The organism is Paenibacillus sp. FJAT-26967 (assembly GCF_001541095.1).
Lineage (GTDB): Bacteria > Bacillota > Bacilli > Paenibacillales > NBRC-103111 > Paenibacillus_F.
In genome coordinates this window covers 158,388-179,078 of sequence record NZ_LMXH01000004.1, presented here as the reverse complement: position 1 = coordinate 179,078, position 20,691 = coordinate 158,388, and the positions used below count along the sequence as shown (strand labels likewise).

General features: G+C 51.0%; 14 protein-coding genes. 4 read left to right on the top strand and 10 right to left on the bottom strand.

The annotated features are described in order from the left end of the window. The first annotated feature begins 42 nt into the window (after positions 1–42). A complete protein-coding gene (locus tag AR333_RS17260) occupies positions 43–1,254 on the top strand; it encodes an ATP-binding protein (RefSeq protein WP_068776615.1) in 1,212 nt (403 codons plus the stop codon). A gap of 150 nt (positions 1,255–1,404) precedes the next feature. On the opposite strand, the gene AR333_RS25035 is transcribed toward AR333_RS17260, so the two are convergent. Next, positions 1,405–2,907 (bottom strand): extracellular solute-binding protein, encoded by a 1,503-nt coding sequence (locus tag AR333_RS25035; RefSeq protein WP_084783770.1) that lies wholly within the window; start codon positions 2,905–2,907, stop codon positions 1,405–1,407. A 246-nt stretch (positions 2,908–3,153) separates the two neighbouring features. Between AR333_RS25035 and AR333_RS17250 the strand changes: the two genes are divergently transcribed. Further along, positions 3,154–4,785 (top strand): hypothetical protein, encoded by a 1,632-nt coding sequence (locus tag AR333_RS17250; protein WP_068776613.1) that lies wholly within the window; start codon positions 3,154–3,156, stop codon positions 4,783–4,785. 179 nt (positions 4,786–4,964) lie between these two features. Here AR333_RS17250 and AR333_RS17245 read toward each other — a convergent pair whose 3' ends face one another. After that, a complete protein-coding gene (locus AR333_RS17245; RefSeq protein WP_068776612.1) occupies positions 4,965–5,279 on the bottom strand; it encodes an MGMT family protein in 315 nt (104 codons plus the stop codon). Between the two features lie 151 nt (positions 5,280–5,430). Between AR333_RS17245 and AR333_RS24345 the strand changes: the two genes are divergently transcribed. Continuing rightward, the gene (locus AR333_RS24345) at positions 5,431–5,607 is read left to right on the top strand and encodes a CsbD family protein (RefSeq protein WP_084783768.1); all 177 of its coding nucleotides are present in this window, start codon (positions 5,431–5,433) and stop codon (positions 5,605–5,607) included. Between the two features lie 115 nt (positions 5,608–5,722). On the opposite strand, the gene AR333_RS17240 is transcribed toward AR333_RS24345, so the two are convergent. The 7 genes from AR333_RS17240 to AR333_RS17210 form a co-directional block, all read right to left on the bottom strand. Continuing rightward, positions 5,723–7,168 carry a DEAD/DEAH box helicase gene (locus AR333_RS17240; RefSeq protein ID WP_068776611.1) on the bottom strand — a complete coding sequence of 482 codons (1,446 nt, stop codon included), beginning with the start codon at positions 7,166–7,168 and terminating at the stop codon, positions 5,723–5,725. A gap of 241 nt (positions 7,169–7,409) precedes the next feature. Further along, positions 7,410–8,264 (bottom strand): diguanylate cyclase, encoded by an 855-nt coding sequence (locus AR333_RS17235; RefSeq protein WP_068776610.1) that lies wholly within the window; start codon positions 8,262–8,264, stop codon positions 7,410–7,412. Continuing rightward, positions 8,254–10,359: a cellulose biosynthesis cyclic di-GMP-binding regulatory protein BcsB gene (locus AR333_RS17230; RefSeq protein ID WP_253735892.1), complete on the bottom strand. Its 2,106-nt coding sequence runs from the start codon at positions 10,357–10,359 to the stop codon at positions 8,254–8,256. Before AR333_RS17230 ends, AR333_RS17235 begins: the two co-directional genes overlap by 11 nt. A 17-nt stretch (positions 10,360–10,376) precedes the next feature. Continuing rightward, entirely contained in the window at positions 10,377–11,627 is a 1,251-nt protein-coding gene (locus AR333_RS17225) for a glycosyltransferase (RefSeq protein WP_068776609.1), read from the bottom strand. Positions 11,628–11,637: 10 nt separating this feature from the next. Beyond that, complete coding sequence (locus AR333_RS17220) at positions 11,638–13,179, bottom strand: hypothetical protein (RefSeq protein WP_068776608.1); 1,542 nt, start codon at positions 13,177–13,179, stop codon at positions 11,638–11,640. After that, on the bottom strand, positions 13,157–14,713 hold the full coding sequence (locus AR333_RS17215; protein ID WP_253735891.1) for a hypothetical protein: 1,557 nt from the start codon (positions 14,711–14,713) through the stop codon (positions 13,157–13,159). Before AR333_RS17215 ends, AR333_RS17220 begins: the two co-directional genes overlap by 23 nt. 5 nt (positions 14,714–14,718) lie before the next feature. Continuing rightward, on the bottom strand, positions 14,719–15,861 hold the full coding sequence (locus AR333_RS17210; RefSeq protein ID WP_068776607.1) for a hypothetical protein: 1,143 nt from the start codon (positions 15,859–15,861) through the stop codon (positions 14,719–14,721). Between the two features lie 409 nt (positions 15,862–16,270). Between AR333_RS17210 and AR333_RS17205 the strand changes: the two genes are divergently transcribed. After that, the gene (locus AR333_RS17205; RefSeq protein ID WP_068776606.1) at positions 16,271–18,499 is read left to right on the top strand and encodes a GDYXXLXY domain-containing protein; all 2,229 of its coding nucleotides are present in this window, start codon (positions 16,271–16,273) and stop codon (positions 18,497–18,499) included. A gap of 82 nt (positions 18,500–18,581) precedes the next feature. Here the strand turns inward: AR333_RS17205 and AR333_RS17200 are convergent, their stop codons facing one another. After that, positions 18,582–20,501, bottom strand: coding sequence for a beta-N-acetylhexosaminidase (locus tag AR333_RS17200; RefSeq protein WP_068776605.1), 1,920 nt, complete (start codon positions 20,499–20,501; stop codon positions 18,582–18,584). Positions 20,502–20,691 lie beyond the last annotated feature (190 nt).

Here is a 20,691-nt window from a genome sequence, read left to right as displayed (position 1 = left end):
TCCGATGCAATCATACATGCCAGCTTGTTACGGGGGATTATAATGGAATATCCAATTCGCATTTTATTAGTCGACGACCGACCCGAGGACTTTCTTACGATACAAGCTCTGCTGGTTGAGACGTCCTATCAACTGATCCGGGCATCTTCCGGAATGGAAGCTTTGAAATTTTTGCTGGAAAACGAGTATGCTCTTATTATCATGGATGTCATGATGCCGGATATGAACGGGTTTGAAACCGCGGAACGGATCAAAATGCGTAAAAAATCAAAGGATATTCCGATTATTTTCCTGACGGCTCTTACCCCTGAGGTTGAAGATTATATGAAAGCTTATACGGCAGGAGCGATCGATTATTTGACGAAGCCTTTTCATTCCGGCGTGTTGAGGAGCAAAATCGAAGGTTTTGTCCGGCTGTATAAGGCGCACAAAGAGCTGCAGATCAAAACAAACGAGCTCCAGGAGCAAGCTCTGGAGCTGGCGGAGGCCAACCGCGTGCTGACCCAGCTCAAGGAAACGGCCGAGGTCGCCTCTAGGATTAAATCGGGCTTCCTGGCCATGATGAGTCACGAGATCCGGACTCCGCTGAATGGAATTATCGCGATGTCCGATATTCTGAAGGCTTCCGATCTAAAGCAGGATGACGCGGAAATGGCCGAGATTATTCATACGAGCGGGCACGCTCTCCTCTCTGTCATGAATCATATCCTTGATTTCACCAAAATCGAATCCGGCAAAATGGAGCTCGATTATGAGCCGTTCGATTTGAAATCCTGCATGAAAGAGACGACCGATTTATTCAGGGCCCTTGCCCGTGAGCGCAACCTGACTCTGGAGACGCATATCGATCCTGAGATTCCGGAAATACTCATCGGAGATTCGAACCGGCTAAGACAGGTGCTCAACAATCTGATCGGCAATGCGGTTAAGTTCACAGAGGCCGGCAGTGTAACTGTCTACGTGAACAAACGGGAAATAAGCGGCAATATCATCCACCTTGAATTTATTGTTGAAGATACCGGTATCGGTATCCCTCACGACAAAATGAATCATTTGTTCCAGCCCTTCACACAGATTGACGCGACCATTAACCGCAAATTCGGCGGCACGGGACTCGGACTCTCTATCTGCAAAACGCTGGTGAATCTGATGGGCGGCACCATCTATGCCAAAAGCAACGTCAAGGAGGGAGCGGTCTTCGTATTTACCGTCCAGGCCGGCATTCCTTCCCGCTTCATGGCAAGCCTGCCGTGAACTATAATCTATTTATTGCAGTATTTATAAAAAATGACCTTTTCCAAGGCACGCCAGCCGTCGGAAAGGGTCATTTTTAAAATGAAAGCAACTAAATAAAATTATGTCCGGTAATCCGTTATCCCTCGGGGAATGTGGTGCTTCCCTTCCTCAAACGCCCAGCAGGACCTCGATCCTCTCGCTTGCTTCTGCTTCATCTTCCAGCCGGGACCAGTACACTTTCAATTCCTCGCTGACCGCTTCAAGCACATGTGTGCTGAGGTGAAGATCGGAATACAGCCGGTAACGGTCCCACTGGCCGGTGACCCTTGCTTCACCGTGAGGACGATTTCCCTCCAACTGTTCAACCGGCAGCGTCAACGCCCCGGGATGAACAGGGAGCGTCAGCGTCCCGCGGCGGATGCCGCTCTGTACTTCCTGCCCGCACAAATACCGGATAAGCGAGCCGGCAGCCTCCTGACTGGCGGAACGGCGGTTCACCGCCAGCCCGGTCGTCAGCAGCAGGGTATCCTTGGAGCTGAGTGAGGGCAGCGGGGCCACGCCGTAGTCCAGCCGGTTATTGTTCCTCAGGCGGTTCAGTCCGAAGAAGGTCGTCAGGATCATCGACGCACGCCCGTCATGGAACCAGCGCTCCACATCGCCGTCGCTGTCTGTCCAGAGCACGGAATCCCCCTGCTGGTAGATAAGGTCCCTGGAGATGCGGAGACTCTCCCAGAGGGCCGGATCTTCCGCCGCGCGCTTGCCTTTACCCGTATTGAACCGGAATCCGTTCTGCAGCAAGAACACCGGCCACCGGTTGATCGACTGGATATGCACGACGAACCCCCGGGCATCAAGCTGCTTGTTGAACGTCCTTGCCGTCTTAAGCAGCGTATACCAGGTCCAGTCTTCCCCGGGCTCCGCGATCCCGCATTCCGCAAAGTGACTGCGGTTGTAGCACAGGACGAGCGGGGAATAAACGAACGGTGCCGTTGTCAGCCTGCCATCCTCAGCCTGAAAGGGCCGGGAAAGGATAGGATGCGCATAGTCGGTCAGGGGAGCGTCCGCGAACAAGCTCATAGAAGAATTCTTCTCCTTCAGCTTGAGCGCATCCCAAGCCGTTACCGTTACCACATCCGCCATGCCGTGTTCAGCCAAGTCCAGCGGAAAGGGCGTCGGGATCATGCGGACACGCACGTCCGGATGCAGTCCCTCGTATGCTTGAACTGCCTCCTGAAGCTTCACTTCTTCCTGAAGAGAAGGATGATAAGCCAGGCATAGAACCGTTTCCCCCGTCTGTATGGAAAGCTCAGGGGTGTTGCGGTCTTCCCGCTGTCCTTCATCCCGGTAAAGTGAAGCTGCCGGATTCAGAGCGCCTCCCTTATTCGTCCCCTCTCCTGTCCGGCTGACAGGCCCTTCATACACTTCATGGGGAGGGAAGGGCCCCTTCACACGGTTTCCGACACGCCGGATCTTCGCAATCAGCCCCTCCTCTACCAAGATATCCAGAGCCCGCCGTACAGACTCCTTACTTAATCCGAACGTCCGTCCTAGCTCCACTTCAGAAGGAAGGTAGTCTCCTGTCTGTAAAGAACCTTGTACAATAGCATCCCGCAAGCTCCCAACCATCTTTTGGGTGCGTGCATTAAATTCACTTCGGCTGGGCCGTGCCATGTTCTCCCTCGTTTCTACAACCTATTGATTATTGGATTATAACACAGTTATATCCAGTTTGTTCAAGGCGATTTTTGGACTATATATTCAATGCCAACCGTTCCTTCTTTTATTGACAGCTTAACTGTTAGTGGTTACTCTATAGTTGAATCGTGTACATGTAGCCTAGTTTTTTCAAGATCAGTCTATGAAGAGATCGTAATTCAGGACTCGCGATGCCATACAAATGCTACGGAGGATGATACCATGACCACTTTACAGAGTCTGCCGCAGTCCAGGGACCCTGTGCTTGCTTTTGCCCGTCAGGAATGGGAGCAATTGAGCCGCACATACGGGCATCTCTGGGACTCTCTGACCCGGGCTGCTAACGTCTACATCGGGGTATGGGAGGAAATAGCGGCTGCGGGCCTCAGCCCGCTCCTGGAGGAATCCATCCGCTTGCAGACTCCGAAGAAAGACAGCTACTGGATCGAAATTTCGCCCGACACCATCATTATCAGCGGCGAGAGTGCGCATTCGACTCTTTATGCGGTGTACGATGCCTTCAAGCGCTACGCCGGCGTGAACTGGATCTACCCGGGGGAACCGGCTTCGCTGAGCGATATTCCCCATTCGGTTACAGATGCGCAAGAGGCCGGCCCGCTTTTTGAGCCCTGGTTTGAACGCAGAGGATTCGTCATCGAGAACTTATACGATCCTCCCTATATCCTTGATATGATTGACTGGCTCGCCAAAAACCGCGTGAACGAGATTTTCTTCACGTTCACTTTATGGGACCGCATCAAAGAAGAGGCCGCTCCCGAGATCGCCAAGAGAGGAATCGGCCTGACGCTCGGCGGGCACAGCATGAAATTCTTTCTCGATAAAAAAGAAGCCGATAGTCTTCAGTCGGCCGATCATCCTTATACGGCCAAACAGCAGCTCGATTATGCGGATTTATCCTGGCAGGGGCCTGTCTGCGATCTTATCGCCGCGTACTGTGCCGACGTCCCCAATCTGAGCCGGGTCTCATTGTGGCCCGAGGATTTACCGGCGGAACAGCAGGAAGATTTCCTGCCCAAATATATCCGTTTTACAACATTGTTAAAAGAACGCCTGCTGCTGACTCTGCCGGACCTCACCGTGGAACACATCGCCTACAATGCCGGACTGGCTTGGGATATGCTGGAGTTCAAATGCGAGCCGGTATCCGGGCAAGTGGATACGCTGTACGCATTCTGGGGAAGAGACTATCGCAACTCCCTGAATCACTCCCCGAACGCCCCGGATATCCGGGCTAGCCGTTCGCTGACGGACTGGACCTCTGCAGTGCATGAGAAGCAGCGTAAACTGAGCGTGTTCGAATACTACAGCGATCACTTCATGTTCTCCGCTTTGTTCCCGAGCATGCCCGCGAGAATCGTAGAAGATGCGGGGTACTACCGCGCAATAGGTGTAGATGGACTAACGAATCTCATCGTCCCGTGCCCCGGATATCCCGATTATCCGTGGAAGTGGGCAACCGGTTTGAACAGCTATGCGTTCAGCCGGGCTGCGTGGGGCGACTGCCTGGAGAGCATCCTGCGCGACTACTACAGCTATTATCCGGAAGAGGAGCGTGAAGCGGTCCGCAGGTGGATGGAAACGGTCGAGCAAGCCGTAACCGCCGTAACCGCCTTCAATACCGGCTTGTTCCCTTACCGGATCGTCGATGCGGACAAAATTCCGGACAAAGCGGAACATCGTTCCGAAGTGATATCATTACTCGGCACCATCCGCGAGCAATTGACAGCCGCTTTGGAACAAGCACCTCCAGCGGCTGCCCACGGACCGGCGGCTGTATATCTCAGGCATTTAATCGTGCAGACCGAGGTATGCACGAAAGCCTGGGCTTCGTAAGGATAGAGGCGCATCAATCCCGATTCTGCGTAGCAGCGGCGCTTCCCCCAGACAAAGGCTTAGTGTCTGGGGGTATTTGCGCATCGCCGTATGCCGTATTTCGAGACTGCCTTTCATGTGATAGATCGCAGAAGGATATTCTCCGTATCGGAACTCTTCCGCCGGAAAATGCCCCTCTCTTATTCCTCCCACGGATTGAATCTATAGGTTCCCAAATCAATCCGGCCCCGGTCGTTCAGAACGATTCCTTCTCTCTTCAGGCAGAGCGTCTGGGTGTGCCTGGCTTCTTCATCCTGAAACGCTATCTCTCCCTTAGCGTTGACGACCCGGTGCCAGGGGAGATTATATTTCCCGCTTAACGTATGCAGAATCCGCACGACCTGCCTTGCTCCCCGCCTGTTTCCGGCCATCTCGGCGACCTGCCCGTAAGTCATCACACGGCCTTCCGGGATTCCCTGTATAATTTGAACGACCTGCTGCGTATACGGTTTCATTCTGCTCCTCCTGCTCCCTCGCTTTTCTATATCATCTCTTATATCAGGCAGCAAATCCATAAGGGATTGTACTCCATCCAATAAGCATTTGTTTAGCCCGGCCTCTCCAAGGGTAATAAACTCATAACCTGAACTGAAGGAGATGTTAAATATGAGCGACAACGGACTTAGCGATAAAATCAAAGGCGGCATTTCTAAAACTAAGGGTGAAGTAAAAGACCAAGTCGGTAACGCGACTAATAATAAATCCCTTCAAGCTGAAGGCAAGATGGATAAAGCCAAAGGCGAAGTACAAGAAGGAATCGGCAAGCTAAAAGATAATAAATAAGTGCCCTTGATAGAGCAAAAACCCCCAAACGGTTCGTCCGTCTGGGGGTTTTCGGTGTGTGCCGAAAGTCCAAGCTGCCGGATCCGGCACGCAGCCTCTTGACCTCCGGACCTGCTCACTTCCTCGCCTGGCTCACTTTCAACAGCTTGCCTTTAACGTTCGTGTTCTTCATAACTTCCAGAACAAGCGGGCCTTTCCCGTTCAGAATATCTACGTACGAAACATTATCTTGAATGGTGATAATGCCGATATCCTCCGCACTTACTCCCTCAATCTTCGCAATGGTACCGACAAAATCGACCGCCCGGATCTTCTTTTTCTTGCCCCCATTGAAATACAGCTTCATAATTTCTTTATTTAAATCTTCATTCTTCTCTTTTTTGAGACTGGCTCCCCTGCTCATTTTCTGCTGAAAAGCCTCTTCCTTAGCTATGACTTCCTCCTGGGAAGGAGCAGGGATTACAGGAATAGGGAATCCGATGTACGCTTCTATTTCCGCCAGGAATTTCCCTTCATGCGGAGTAACAAACGTAATAGCCTTCCCCTCGCGTCCCGCCCGGCCTGTCCGCCCTGTGCGGTGCACATAGCTTTCTTTTTCCATAGGAAGGTCATAGTTAACGACGTGCGTGATATTCTCAATATCAATGCCTCTGGCTGCTACGTCTGTAGCCGCCAAGTACCGGAACTGCCCCCTGCGGAAAGCTTTCATGACTTCAAACCGCTCCTCCTGCTCCATTCCCCCATGAATCTTATCGCAAGAATAACCGGCCTGGACTAATTTGCGGTGAACCTGGTCCACCCCTTCTTTGGTCCGGCAGAATAGGATACAGCTATCCGGGTTCTCCACAACGAGAACGTCCTGCAGCAGCGCAAATTTGTCCGCTTCTTTCACTTCAATAAGGGCGTGCTCAATCCGGTCCGTTGTAATCCCCGCTGCTTCAATCTCAATCGGCACCGGATTGTTCATATATTTCACACATAAGCTCTCCACGTCCCGCGGCAGGGTCGCCGAGAACAGCATGGTCACTCGATCTTCCGGCAGCTCTTGTATAATCGCTTCTACCTGCTCGATGAACCCCATATTCAGCATTTCATCGGCCTCATCAATCACCAGGCAGTTCACGCGGTTCAAGGCGAGTGTCCCTCTTTGGATATGATCGAGCACACGTCCGGGAGTCCCTACGATGACGTGCGTCTTCTGCTTCAATTCCGCCGTCTGCTGGGCAAAAGGCTGCTTGCCGTACAAAGCGGCCGCTTTGATCCGCTTAAACCGTCCGATATTGGTGATATCTTCTTTCACTTGAACCGCCAGTTCTCTCGTCGGCGTTAAGATCAGGGCTTGAGGTTTGTTCTCGTTCCAGTCGGCTAACTCGCACACGGGAATCCCGAAAGCAGCCGTCTTGCCGCTTCCCGTCTGTGATTTGACGACGAGATCCATCTTTTCCAGCGCAATCGGAATCACTTCGCTTTGAACGGCCGTCAGCGTCTCATAACCCAAACCGGCCAATGCCCTTACGATTTCCTCGCTTAACCCATACTCATCCAAACGTGCTTCACTCATTCTATAACCTCTTCTGCTCTATATACTCTGATTAAGAACCAGGCTTTTGCCTCGATACATGCGCTCGCGTTGAAGCTGCCTATAACTGGCGTACATCCCCCATTATACTCGAATTGAGGCGTACGCTATACAGTTTGTGCAGCTCCCTCTCTATCTTCCTATCAAAAAAAGCACCGGAGCCCGATGGCCCCAGTGCCTGATGGATCATTCATAATACTCGTTCAAGGCAGTTAACTTCAGCCTACACATCGAATTCCAGCTGTTTTTGGGCCTGTACGATGAAGTCGAGCGGAGACTCGATAATATCCTCCCGGTACTGGACGGCTCCCATTTTCAGACTCAAATCGACCTTATATTTACTGGCGAATTCCTGCCGGTTAAATTCCACAAGGCTGAGTTTGATTCTTTCCATCACAATCTTGGCTCCATCCTTGTCCGTAAACAGCAGCAGTCCCCATGTAGCCTCTTCTTTGTCGAGCAAATAGAGAGCGTCATTCGTACGGATACTCGCTTGGCTGATCTGGGACACGTCATAGATCGCTTCCGCCAGCTGCTCATCCCCGATCAGACGGCGGATTTCATTCCAGTACTTCACCTTAATGACCAAGAGCGTCAGAGGAATGTCATAGCGCGTTGAAATACCGGAGAATACGGCCGCGTCCTTGCGGAAAGCAAGGCTGTTCTTCAGGTCCGTTCTTTCATCCAGGGTAGCCAGTCTTGCCTTCTGCTTACGCAGCTCCTCGTTCTCATCCTGAAGCTGACGTGCCGCCAGCGAGAACAGCCAGATCATCACGGTAAGCAGCGGAGTCATGATCAGCCAGAAATACGTTTGCAGCCCAATCGTTTCACCCTGTGAAATCGTCTGGTACATAATGAAAAGGCCGTAGCCGAAAATGAACACAACATTCAAAAGCAGACCCGTCGTTACGGTTGTAAAATAAGTCACTACCGCGAAGAAAAAGGCCAGATTCAGAAAGACAAGGTTCTGCATCAATTTATTCGGATCGCCTGCCGTAAAGGCCACACACAGGTTACACAGAATAAGAAGCCCTAAGAAGGCGAGATCTGAAGTCAAGCTGCTGCGGTTATGCTTCACCCTCTCCACCTCTTTTCTTCCTGTGTTTGCGAACCAACAGGACGAGCGATACCAAAGCAAGCCCCGCAACTAGAACGAGGGCGGTGAGAAAGCCTACAACGTCCCCGCGTTTTACGATATCTTCGAGCAGAGACGAATCTTCGGCCGCGGTTTCCTTTTTGAACCGGTGGGCATTCACGTTCCCGTCCTTATCCGTTACGACCCCGTCCCCGTATACTTTCCAGATTGAATTCTCGGTTGCAATCAGTTTGGAAACGAGGTAATAATTCTCCGCCTGAGTACCCGTCACAGCCAGGAATCCGTTGCCGGACTGGAAAGGCGACGGCAGCAGCTGCAAGGTTCCGATCCATTTGCCGTACTCGGAGTCAATGCTCATTTTCTCATTGGACAGGAAGGTCGAACCTGCGGAGTCATACTTGAAATACAGGTTCTTGTTATTATCGCGGATGAGCTTATTGTCCAGATAGGTGCCGACTGCAATAATATTGCGCTCTTTAAGTTCATCGGCCCCTGCTGATTCCTTGTAGAACTTTACATCACCGGTGTTGCCACTCGTATACTTGCCTAACAGATTGAACAGGTTGGAGACGGTCCGGTACGTATAATTATCGCGTTCCTCCGGAATAACCACCGCCACTTGATTAAACACACCATCCCTCAAGAATGGATGCGGATAATTATTGAACAGCAGATCGTTGCGGTCTTTGGTCTTAAAATCAATCAGGGTGTCCTTCGTGATGAACGCCCACGGCATTTCGTCGCCATTGCGGGTACAAGCGGCATCCTCCAGCTCCAGATCGAATTCGATGGCAACGGAGAAGTTCCCGTTCACAGCCAGATCCGCCGGAATGGCGAAGTGCGCCGTGTCCCCATTGGCCAGCTCTTTCGTCAGCTTCTTGCTGCCGATAGGCGTGTTGTTGATGGAGACCGTAACCAGAGAGCGGTTAAAATCCAGGTTCTGGGCATAGCGGAAATCCAGGCTGATTTGACCCGCATCCGCAATGGACCTGTTGGCAGGCAATGTCACAAAATAAGTCTGTTCCTGATGGCCCGGCCCTTTGAGCTCGTCCCCCTTCTCCGTGAAGTTAATGCGCGTGCTGACAGGCACAACCGGCGTCGTTACATCCGTGCTGTCATCCACTACCTTGATGTCGCTGCTCAATTGCCCCATCAGAGGCTGGTTCGCCACCAGGCGCCCCGCCTTGGCAAGCAGCTCGGGATTCTGCGAGGTGATGACCAGAGTCGGCTGCGTCTCCTTGCTCACGAGCTGAATCAGCGCCTTCGTATTAAAGTCCTGCTTGCTCAGCAGGCCCTTGACTTCGGCCGGCAGCCGGTCATGCAGAGCGATGAGCACGACCGCTTCACGATCCTTCAGATTGTCTGCCCGGTAAGGCAGAATCGGTATATCTTTGTCGTTCACGGAGTTGGATTTAGCGAAGCCGGAGAGAGCGTATACGGCGGCTTCAAGCTCAGCCGGCTCGCTTTTGTCCGGAACCGCAATGAGACTGCGGCCTGCACTCACCGTATCCAGGCCTGTGAACCGCTGGTTAAAATCCTGGATGGCTCCCTGCATGGCCTTCTGTGTATAGCGCACATCGATTCCGGACGTCTTGTACAGCTGCAGCCATTGATCCGGCGTCTGATCGGACGGACAGACCAGATTATCCTCCGTCCGGATGTAACCTTCCACCTTCAGCGTGTTCAGCCCTTTGGTGAGAAGCTCCTTGGGCACCGTAACCGCAAGGTTCTGCTTCTGAGCATTCGCCGCTGCGGGCCGGAAGGAGTGAAAAGGACTCCCGTTGACCGAGAGTGTAATGCTCGAATTCAGATCCTTCGCCAGAGGTGACATCTGATAATCGAGACTCAGCTTCACTTCGGTTAGGTCCCAGTAATCGAGAATTTGAAAATACATTTGCTTCGAACCCATAACACCGGATAAGGCCGTCCCGTTCTGGGCAAACGGAGTCTGATACAAGCGCGCTTCGTCTGCCGGAGCAGCGGCCGCACCTTGGCCGCTGCTCATGATGCAAAGGAATAGGAGTAAGAATATAGTTCCTTTTCTCACTGTCATCACCTGATTTCTTCTCTGTTTCATTTCGTTTATATCCCCCATTAGTAACGCTCTGTTTTATACCATTTGACTTCCCTGGAGAAAATCAGATCCTTGAAATAGTTGTACAGCCCGTAAGCGGCAACGACCATCCACATCTGGCAGTAGGATACATACATGAGGAGGATGATCCACAGATTGGACAGATTCATTTCCCCTTTTTCCGTCGTTAATGTGACGTAGGTGCCCACTACGAAGAGCGTAATGGCAAGCAGCCACAAGAACGTACTGAACCCGGCAATCGTAGTATGTACGTAGCCCAGCGCATTAAGGATAAGCAGGATGTCTGATGTGATCAGCGAGGTCAGAAGCAGGAAATAAATCGATAGAAAATAAAGAATATCAAACCGGATTCTCTTGGCCGACGGGTGGAACAGCAAGCGGGCGTTCTTTACGATCACGTAGATGTTCCCCTTGGCCCAGCGGGTCCTCTGTTTGAACCAGACCTTAACCGTCTGCGGCTCCTGCTCCCATGTCACCGCCTGCGGCTGAAATTTAATCCGGTAACCCATCATGTAAATGCGGAAGCTGATTTCCGTATCCTCGGCAATCGCCTTCACATCCCATCCCCCGATGCTCTCGACAATATGCCGCCGCATAATAAAGTTCGTACCCGGGATGGTACACAGCTTGAATAGCTTCCAGCGCCCGGCTTGAGCCATCCATTGAAACGATAACGTCTCGATATTGATAAAACGCGTCAGCAGATTCACATCCCGGTTGCGGGTGCGGAATTTGCCTATGACCGCTCCAAGCGAGTCGTCGTTGGTAATCTCGCCGACGAGATACCGCAGCGCTTTTCTTTCCGGGGTATTATCCGCGTCATAGATTGCAATGAGTTCGCCTTTGCTCTGCGCAAACCCCAGATTCAAAGCATTGGACTTCCCTTTGCCGCCCGTTACAGAGTCCGTGTTAATGATCATCAGGTTGCGGCCGGGATTCTTCCTCTGAAGATTTCCGAGCAGCTCCGCGCTATTGTCCGAAGAATTATCATTGATGACAATAATCTCATACCGGTCATGCGGATAATCAAAGTCGAGGAGAGCCTCCACCGTCTGGCTGATCACCTTCCCTTCGTTGTGGGCAGGTACCATGATGGTGACGAAGGGCTCTTCTCCCTTGATCTCCGGGATCGCTTCTTTCTCACACTGGATGTAATAGAAGTATCCGGCAATAATCAGGACTACATTCACTAGCAGAAGGGACCAGATGCACAAAACCGCTATGACCATGAAATAATCTGCAAGTGTCATGTGATTCTCCTTACTTCAAATATTTTCTCTTGTATAAGCGATACCCGGCAATCAAGAAGCCGCCGAAAATAATCAGAGACACGATAATAAGGGCAATAAAAATTTTGTTCTGAATATTAAAAGCACCCGTCAGACTCTGCTCCACCCGCTTCTCATATTCGTACTTGTCGCTTACACTTTGAGGCGTGTAGTTCAAATTCAGCCGGTTGCCGTTAATGGTAATGACCCCGTCCCTCGAGGCAATCTTAAATTCATCTGTCGTGACCCGGTGCTCCCCGCTCTTGTAATCGGCAAAAGGAATCCGTGAATCCTTAAGGAGCAGAACGGCCTCCTGGAGTTCTTCCTTATTCTCAAAAAAATTGTAGGTGACGGCAGTATCCATCGGGAATACGGGAAGGGCATTCTCGGGCCTGTCCAAATGCTGCAGCTGCTCCATCTTGATACTGTACAAAGAAGAAGAGAACGACTTGGATGTGTCCGTCCTCTCGGTATACAGAGGTTTCTCATCCGGAAACAGCACGGCCGAATCGAAGTAGCCCAATCCCGCAATAGTGTACTCATTGTCATAGGACCAGTACAGCTCCGCACCGATCCCAAGCGGCGCCAGACCGTTCTGCGCCAATACGGAAATAAATCCTGCCATCTTGACGTCCAGCATCGGACCCTGCCCGTACACGACTGGTGCGTTCACGAGAATGGTCCCGTTCTTGGACTGGACATATTTCAGCGCTTCCAAATACCTCTTCATCGCCGGGAAATCCGTATTGGAGAAAACAGGGCGGATACTGACCGCAAAGGGGATTCCCGCCTCATAGAAGCGGTCGGCCGTCTCTTCCAGAAGCTCCAGGTCAGAGAACGGATACACTTCTTTGAAGACCAGGAACGTTTGAGCGGGCGTCTCGATTCCAAGCCATTTTTTCAAAACAGAAGCCATGGCCAGTTCGCTCAGATTCCCCTGTTCAAAATAAGGCACATACGCATACGGCCCCTCCTGCGTGCTGAAGGGCGTCTGGCGCTTGCTGCTCATGGATGTAATCGTACCGGCGGCATTTTCCCGTGCTGTCTCCTTCAGCGCAATGAAGTCCTGCACCTGAATGCCCGTCTGGGAGTATGGCGGCATATTCAGTTGAATCGTTTCTTGCCTCCTGCTCTCCGTAACAAGGTTCAGCTTCTCCTGAATCCGCTGCGGCGGATTAGCTCCGACATGAAGATAATCCGCCTCGTAGGCCGCCAAGTCTTGCAGATAGTCTTCATTGACCGGCTTCAGGTCGAAGGCATTCATGACTGTAATGACTTTGGTGTGGGTACTCATGGTGCCGGGTTTATACTGATCTATACTCAAGGTCCGGACCTGAACCCGGTAAGAAGCCAGCAAACGCTGGAGGATGGTTACATTTCCTTCTCTGGGTGTCCCTTTGGCCAAACTGTCGTATAGAAGAAGAACCTGAGCCGTCTTCTGCTCTCCCGCAGCTAGAACCGGGGAAACGGGAAGCAGCAGCGTGCACACCAAGGTGACCAGCAGCCCGATTCTAAACGCTTTTAGTTTCAACAAGCGGTCTCACACCCTCTTTGACTTCTGGTCCGTTATCGTCTTGCTCACCGGTATCATGATGGCGCATTAAACGGCGGCTGATGATATCCGATAGAGTCAAGAACGTCACGATATCGAAAGCTACCGTAAACAAGAATTCGTGTTTAGCCAGGTCAGCATCCCCCGCGCCTATAATCGAGACGAGGATACCCGACAGCCCGCACAAAATCATCGTTAGAATGAGTATCATCCTTTGTGCAAGCCTGAAATTCCTTAATTTAACGGCTTCAATAAACGAAGGCATGTACAGTCCGACTACTAGAGCAATCCAGATGATGATGAACCCGTAAGTTTTGGGAGACAGAGCTTTCTTAATCAGGCTGTAAGCCGAGAAGAAGCCGGTATGCTCACCAAAAGCTTTACCCGCTGAAGCTTCATAATTGCCCATAGCAGGCGGCCGGATCGTAAAAGCGTCCTTAGCGGCCACATTCAGCATAGAACTGAGCTTATCCGGGTGTGTTACATAGTACTTTAAGATCGGGACAAATCCATACTGGCTGTAAAAATGCTTCTCCAGTAGAGGCGAGTCCACATCGACGGTCGTATAGCGTTCGTAATAAATATTGCCTTTGAGAATAGCGAACTGCTCATTAATTCCGAAAGTCTTCAATGTTTCTTCGGGGTTAGGGGACTGCATAAGTACCCCCCTCGTCATTGCATGATACTGGTTGATATTCACAAATTCCTTGGAAATCAGAGCATAGGTAGCTACGCCTGACAGGAATAACACAGCCAGCGACCCTACAGTCAGAACCCGGAAGATGCGGTCCCTCCGGATCCAGAGCAGCGACAGCGCCATTACCGCTACAATCAGCCCGACAGGAGCGTTCTGCTGTTTGGACGTGGTCAGAAGCAGGGAACTGATTACAAACACAGCCAGCAGCGCATAATCGTTGTACCGTTTGCGGTAAATCAGGAGCCAGGAGGCAAAAACAAACAGCATCATAATGAACACAATGCTCTCGCCATAAAAAGAATTAAAGTAAGCGGTGTAGCCGGTATCGCCGAACATGAACACAGCCAGCAGCGCGATGATATATCCCTGCTTCCGGGGAATCTTCCAAGTTAAGCTCTCCACGACCAGATAGACCGCAGCAGCGAATAGCAAAGTGAAGATGATGCCCTGAAAGCGAATATCGAACACAGCCGAGTCAAACAACAGCTGATTCAGCAGCATAGCCGCTTTGATAAACAAAGTCTGAGATGAGATAACCATCGAGCCGTTTTCATTAAAATATTGGAAGATGCCGTACTGCCTCACAAAATGCCCAAAGTGATGGCTGTCATAGTCCGGCAGATTAAAATAAAGCCCGGCGCTGTATATACTGCGGAAGTAGTCTCCATTATCCGCCATGCCGATATACGGAGGCGTGAATAAGGCATAACCGGTGATCAGCAGAACGCCGATTACCGCCAGCAGCGCCGGTGAAACATACCGGTACAACAGCAGCCATCCCTTCACCAGAAGCTGTCGTACCGACCGGTTATCTGTCATCCCGTTCACCTTCGTTCTGAATCATACGTGTAAGCAAGTAACGCCATCAGGTTGTCGAAAGAATACGCCTGATTCGCAGAAGTATCCCCGAACCCTCCATACAGCGGACTGCCCGGATTCTTGACCTGGTACGCGTTCATTCTCCGTATACTGTCTTGATAAAGGGACGCATCGCCGATCTCGGCACCGATCATGGCCGTGATCGCGTATATCGCCGTAGACTGGACATCCGTTGCCGGCTTGCCCTCCTTTGAATATTGCCCGTACAAAGTTCCTGCCTGCACATGCTCCTTGATATAAGCGATACTGGCCGGTTTAGTCTCGCCCGCCTCCGCCAAATGGAGAATGGTCAAAAGGGACTCTACCGTTTGGATTTTCTCGGAAGTATACGAATTGGTATTGTACTGAAACCTGGTTTCATAGAAAGGAAAGCTGTCGGACAAATATCCGTTGTGAATCACGGCCTTCATCCCGTTCAGAAGCTTCTGTTTCTGCCGCGACTCAATCGGCAGCTGCCCCAGTGTCCGGAGATCGATGTAGCACAGCGTAATGAAAGGATTCGTGATGTTATACGTTTCATCATAGAAATCGTAGAGAAGATTGTCCTTCACATTCGTTGCATAGAAACGCTGTCCATATTGATCTGCTTCCTTAGTGTAGGACACGTCTCCAAAAGCTTCGCCCGCCTCATACAGCGCCCGGATGATCCGTAAATCGTCCACAGCCGCGTTGAGCGGATATCGCTTGTCCAGCTTGGGGCTGTAGCGGTAGCTGAAGCCGTGCTTAAGGTCAAAGGTCTGCTTCGCGGTTGTCCATTCCTGATCGAAGGAAGGCTGATCTTGGGAATGTGCATATACCCGCATCAGCAGTGAAGCCGATTCGCTCAGCACTTCGTGCCCCGTCGCCACTTCACGGGACTGTTCCGTGTCCTGATAGTTGGTGTATACGCCGAAAGGGCCCTTCATCCGGGCCTTGATGAAATCATACACCTCTTGCTGCTCCGGTTGCATGCCCTTGATTTTTCCATCCGGCTTCACAGGACTAGTCCTCACTTCCGGGGTAGCTATGGGCCCTCCCGCCTGTTTATAGATGACAATTCCGATCAGACACAAAACGACGCCAATCGCTAAGAACGTGCGTTTATTCAACCTATCACTTCCCTGAACGGAATGGAACTCCATTCCTTTTCTGCATACTAGATTCATGTACCTTTACAAATAATTCTACTTCTTAATATTGCCATAAAGTCACAAATTAAAGCAAAACATTTGTGGCTTTATAGGCAAATTTCCAGATTAAATTATGATAAACTTCCTCCTTGTTCGACTCTAATCGACAGGTGTTGTACAGCCTCGCGCGAATATAAACTTACATAATGAACCCCACGATAGATTTGTTTCAATGAGAAGGAAGCAGATAGGAGGGAAGGGACATACGGGGTTAATCTGGGTAATACTTATAAGAAACGGTTACCCGCCTTTGACGTAGAGATTCATCATTTCGGGCGCAATCGGCAGCTCTGCAGAAATCCCGCAAACCAGAAAGGTGTGAGCGGCTATGCTTCAGTTAAACGTGATTCGCACTGGCTTCTTACTGGGCATTTCTTTGGTGCTCTCAGCCATTATTTATTTCTTCGCAGCCAACTGGGGCGGACTGGATCGAATAGAGAAGGTCCTGCTATCTGCCGGGCTGGTTCTCCTGTTCTACGGCCTATGCTTCGTCTGGTCACGATTTCGGGGAATGCTTGGCCATCATACGTTCCTCTCTAATCTGTTTCTGGCCGGCGGCTGCATCGCTTTCGGGACATCTGTCGCCCTGATCGGACAAATCTATAACTCTCATGCGGACAGCTATGGATTATTCCTCATCTGGTCAATTCCGGCTCTGTTATTCGCCTGGATTACCCGGTATAACCCGTTCTATATCTTATCCTATGTTCTGATCCATCTTACCTTGTGGTTCTACTTCTATCCCTCTGCCATATTCTACGAACACCACGATGAGAAATTGATGCTGATCGGTGTCATGTTCGCCGCAATCAACCTGGTTGTATTGGTATGGACAGAAAGAGAAAGACTGCAGTCAGCACCTTTAAAATTTATAAGTTTCATCATCTTTCATCTATCCTTGCTATTTCTAACGGATTCTACCACGTTTGATAACTCCGGATTGTGGATGAATATTCCGTATATAGCCGCTATCTGTGCCGGGTTCTATTACTTTACGAAGATCCGGTTAAACAAAGTCTATCTCACTCTGAATGCCTTGGCGGCTTCCGCCTTCGCTGTGTTTAAATTTTTCGAGCTTGCGGCTGCCTACTCATCCTCTGCCTTTTTCGTGTACGGATTGGTTTTTGTCGCACTGCTGCTGACGGCAAACGCGTGGTTTTTCCGGTACCTGAATAAACTTGACGGCCAAGTATCAGAATCTGATGCTGAGCAAACCCGGCCGGATGCCTCACCTGAACGGAACAGCGCGCTTGTAGGGAAAGTAGTTTCCTCTATCGTCACCGTAATCGGCGTTATTATCGGAAGCATCTCCTTGCTCGGAGTCGTGCTGCTCGCAACCGATGCCCGTGATCCGGAGAATACGATATTCATTCTGTCCTTACTCTTTATTATTCCGATGGTCTTGATCCCCCGGATGAATGCAGCCGTACGCTACACTCTGCTCACAATCGGATACATAGCCGGCATGCTCTCCCTTGTACTGATCGAAAAACCCGTGTTATCTATCCTGTTTCTGATTCTTTCTATCGCAGGCTGGCTGCGTATGGAGGGAAGAATCCAGCGGCTGTTTACGTACGCGCTTATCAATATCAATCTCGCCGTTCTTATTTATCAGCTGCTAAGCCCTAAGTATGATGAGTTTGCGGCCATCGTGCTTATCCTGTTCGTGCTGAATGCTGTCATGCACCTTTTCAGCTATTCGCTAAAGAAAGACACCCTGTGGCAGCCTGTCCGGGAAAGCAGCTTATTCTTCGCTCTTCTGTTTCTATTCTGGCTGACCTTTCTGGATGATCTCTTTCCTTATTCCCGGGTCCTCTTTACCGTTCTTAATTTCTTACTGGTAACTTTCCTGGTATTCCTGTTCATCCGTCAGAACAAAACGGCGTATGCGTACATGAGTCTGTTCTTCTGGTTCAGCTTCCTCGTCTACAAGTATTATGATTTGCTGTGGACCCTGCTTCACAAATCGGTGACATTAGCCCTGCTTGGCTTACTCACTTTTGCAGTCACTTATATCGTGGCCCGCCGTACGGGAGCAAACGACACAAGTACGAGCGTCAGCTTCGTGCGCGCAAGTTCCCTGCTGATTATCGCCACGATTGTGCTCCAGCTTGGATTTATCGGCTATCAGGCGACTGCCTATGAATCCCTGCTTAAGAACGGAACTTCCATCAAACTGGAAATCGAGCCGCTCGACCCCAGATCCTTGCTCCAGGGCGATTACGTGAATCTGAGGTATACCATCTCATCGCCAACGCAGTCCACGACCGGACGCCTGGATCAGGAAAGCAGCCAAAGTAAGGTGAAGGTGGTGCTGGTGCCGGGTAAGGACGGCATCTATACGTTCGGGCGCTTCTTGGCGGAAGGAGACACACTGGCCGGCGGAGAAGTCGTCATTAACGGGGAAATGAGCGGAGGACGCTTCATTTACTACGGTATCGAAACTTATTTTGTGCCCGAAGGAACCGGCTTGGAAGTCGAGCGCAATGCCCGGTATGCTTACATCCGGGTTAATGCCAACGGCGATGCACGGATCGAGAAATTAGCCCGGGATTGACAAGTGAAAGCCCCCGAAGACAATCTCATATAAACGAAGAAGATCTGTCCCTGCGGACAGATCTTCTTCGTTCGTATCGTTATCAGAACGGATTCATCACGTGGAAGAAGACGTTCGGCGAAGCCATCCGGTAGTAGAAGCTGCTCCAGCCTACACCCTTGTTCGTGAAGCGGTTGGTCGTGCTGAAGAGCAGTCGTTCCTGCTCCAGCTCTTCAATCCGCTGAATCTTGCCATCGACATAATCGAATATCCGCTGCGAAGCCGTGTCCAGACGATTGATAACACCGCCGTAACGGATGTCGATGACTTCCCAGCCGAAAGGCTTGAACATGCTCAGCCACTGGCTGCGGTGAGCAGCCCGGAGCGCCTTCACCGCATCGGAGATCTCAGGAAGCACTTCGGAGGCGATGCGCTTCAATGTGTCTTGATCGCCGGCATCGTAGGCCCGCTTCAGCTCAATGCCGATCTCGCTCTTGCGTCTCAGCACGCCGGCCAGCTTCTCCGGCACGTCGAAGACATAATCCAGCTTGGCATCCGCATCGCGTCTGCTGCGGATATCCTGCTCCACCTTCGCGTAATGGGCGGACATTTCCAGGCCCTCGATCTGCTTATCGAATAGTCCGAGCAGCACATCCTGATAGAGAAGGAACTTCGAAGGATTGCTCTGCTTGCAGTTGTCCGGCTCGGAGCCCGGAGTCTCATCGAGGTATTTCATCTGCAGGAATGCGTCCGCTTCGATACCGGTGCAGAACTTCACCCGCTCCGCCAGCTTCTCCCAATCCGGAGAACCCTCTGTATACGCATGCTCCGCATAGAACTGCAGGCCGAGCAGCGCGATATACGGGTTGCTCTCCATTCCGTCGTCGCCCCACATGGTTGCATAGGCTTCACGGATGCCCTTCTTCTTGCACACGTTCAAGGCCACGTCTGAAGCTTTCAGGGACAAGCCGTAGTTTACGCCGAACGTATTAAACACCCATACGCCCCCGGCGTATACCAGATTGCAGCCAAGCGGCTGGTGCTGGGCGATTTGGCTCAAGTAGTCTTCTTCCTCGGTATGGTTGTAATCCCAATACACCATGTCCACGTCCTTTGGAATGCGGCTCGCCATTTCCTCCGGAATTTGTGTACTCTTATCGTAGTGATCGCTGCCTGTTCCGGAAGCAAGCTTCAGGAACATGTCGCTCCACATCATGGCCTTCAAGCCCTTGCGGCGTGTAATTTCCAGCACTTTATCCAGGTGCGAGACCATGATGTCGAACCGGCTCGTGTAGCCGTTCTTATCCAGATATTTACCACGGCCCAATTCCTCCGCTTCATCCATCCCGATATGTATTTTACGGCTGCGGAAAGGAGCGCTTGCGGCGTTGATCATCTTCTCCACCAGTTCATCGGTTTTATCATAGCCGACTAACAAAGCGCCTTTGGTATCTTTATATTCTTTGACAGGCTCCCACTTCAGGAATTCTTCCAGGTGAGCCAGAGTTTGAATGCTGGGGAATGCTTCAATGCCGAATTGATCGGCGTAATCGTCAATTTCTTTGAGCTCCGCTTGTGTATAGCGACCGCGCATATAGCCGAAATACGGCTCATCGCTAATTTCGTAGGTGTCTTCCAGATACAGCATCACCGTATTCATGCCCATCAAAGCCATTTTACGGAGCAAGAGCTTGAAGCTATCCACCGTCAGAACGGCGTTGCGGGATAAATCAAACATCGGTCCTACGGTATCCAGGTGCTGCTGCTCCCGGATCTCGAACGCCTCACCGCTGCGGCCATGCTGCACAAGCAGACCCAGTGCCCGGAAAAACTGATGTTTACGCGTATAACGTATGTATGCTTTCGTGTTCGCCTGATCCAGGCCCACTTCCAAATCGCCTTCGGATGACCGCTCAACCTGAACAGTTAATCCGTCCTCCGCTTCCTGGGCCCCGATCTCCTGAAGCAGGATCCCAATTCCAGGCTGCAAATCTGCCAAATCTCCATGAAAACGCAGTTTCATTGTGTAGTGCCTCCTAAACAAGTATGGTTTCATTTAATAACCTTGGGGGACCAGCTTCTCTATCTCTATGTAAGTGTCACAAATTTTTACACTTTTCTTATTATATTTGATATCTTCACGCTTGGGGAGAGTAAACTGAAATTGCGTTCACTTTAGCATGGATCGGAATTTATCTCTGGCGCCTGCCAGC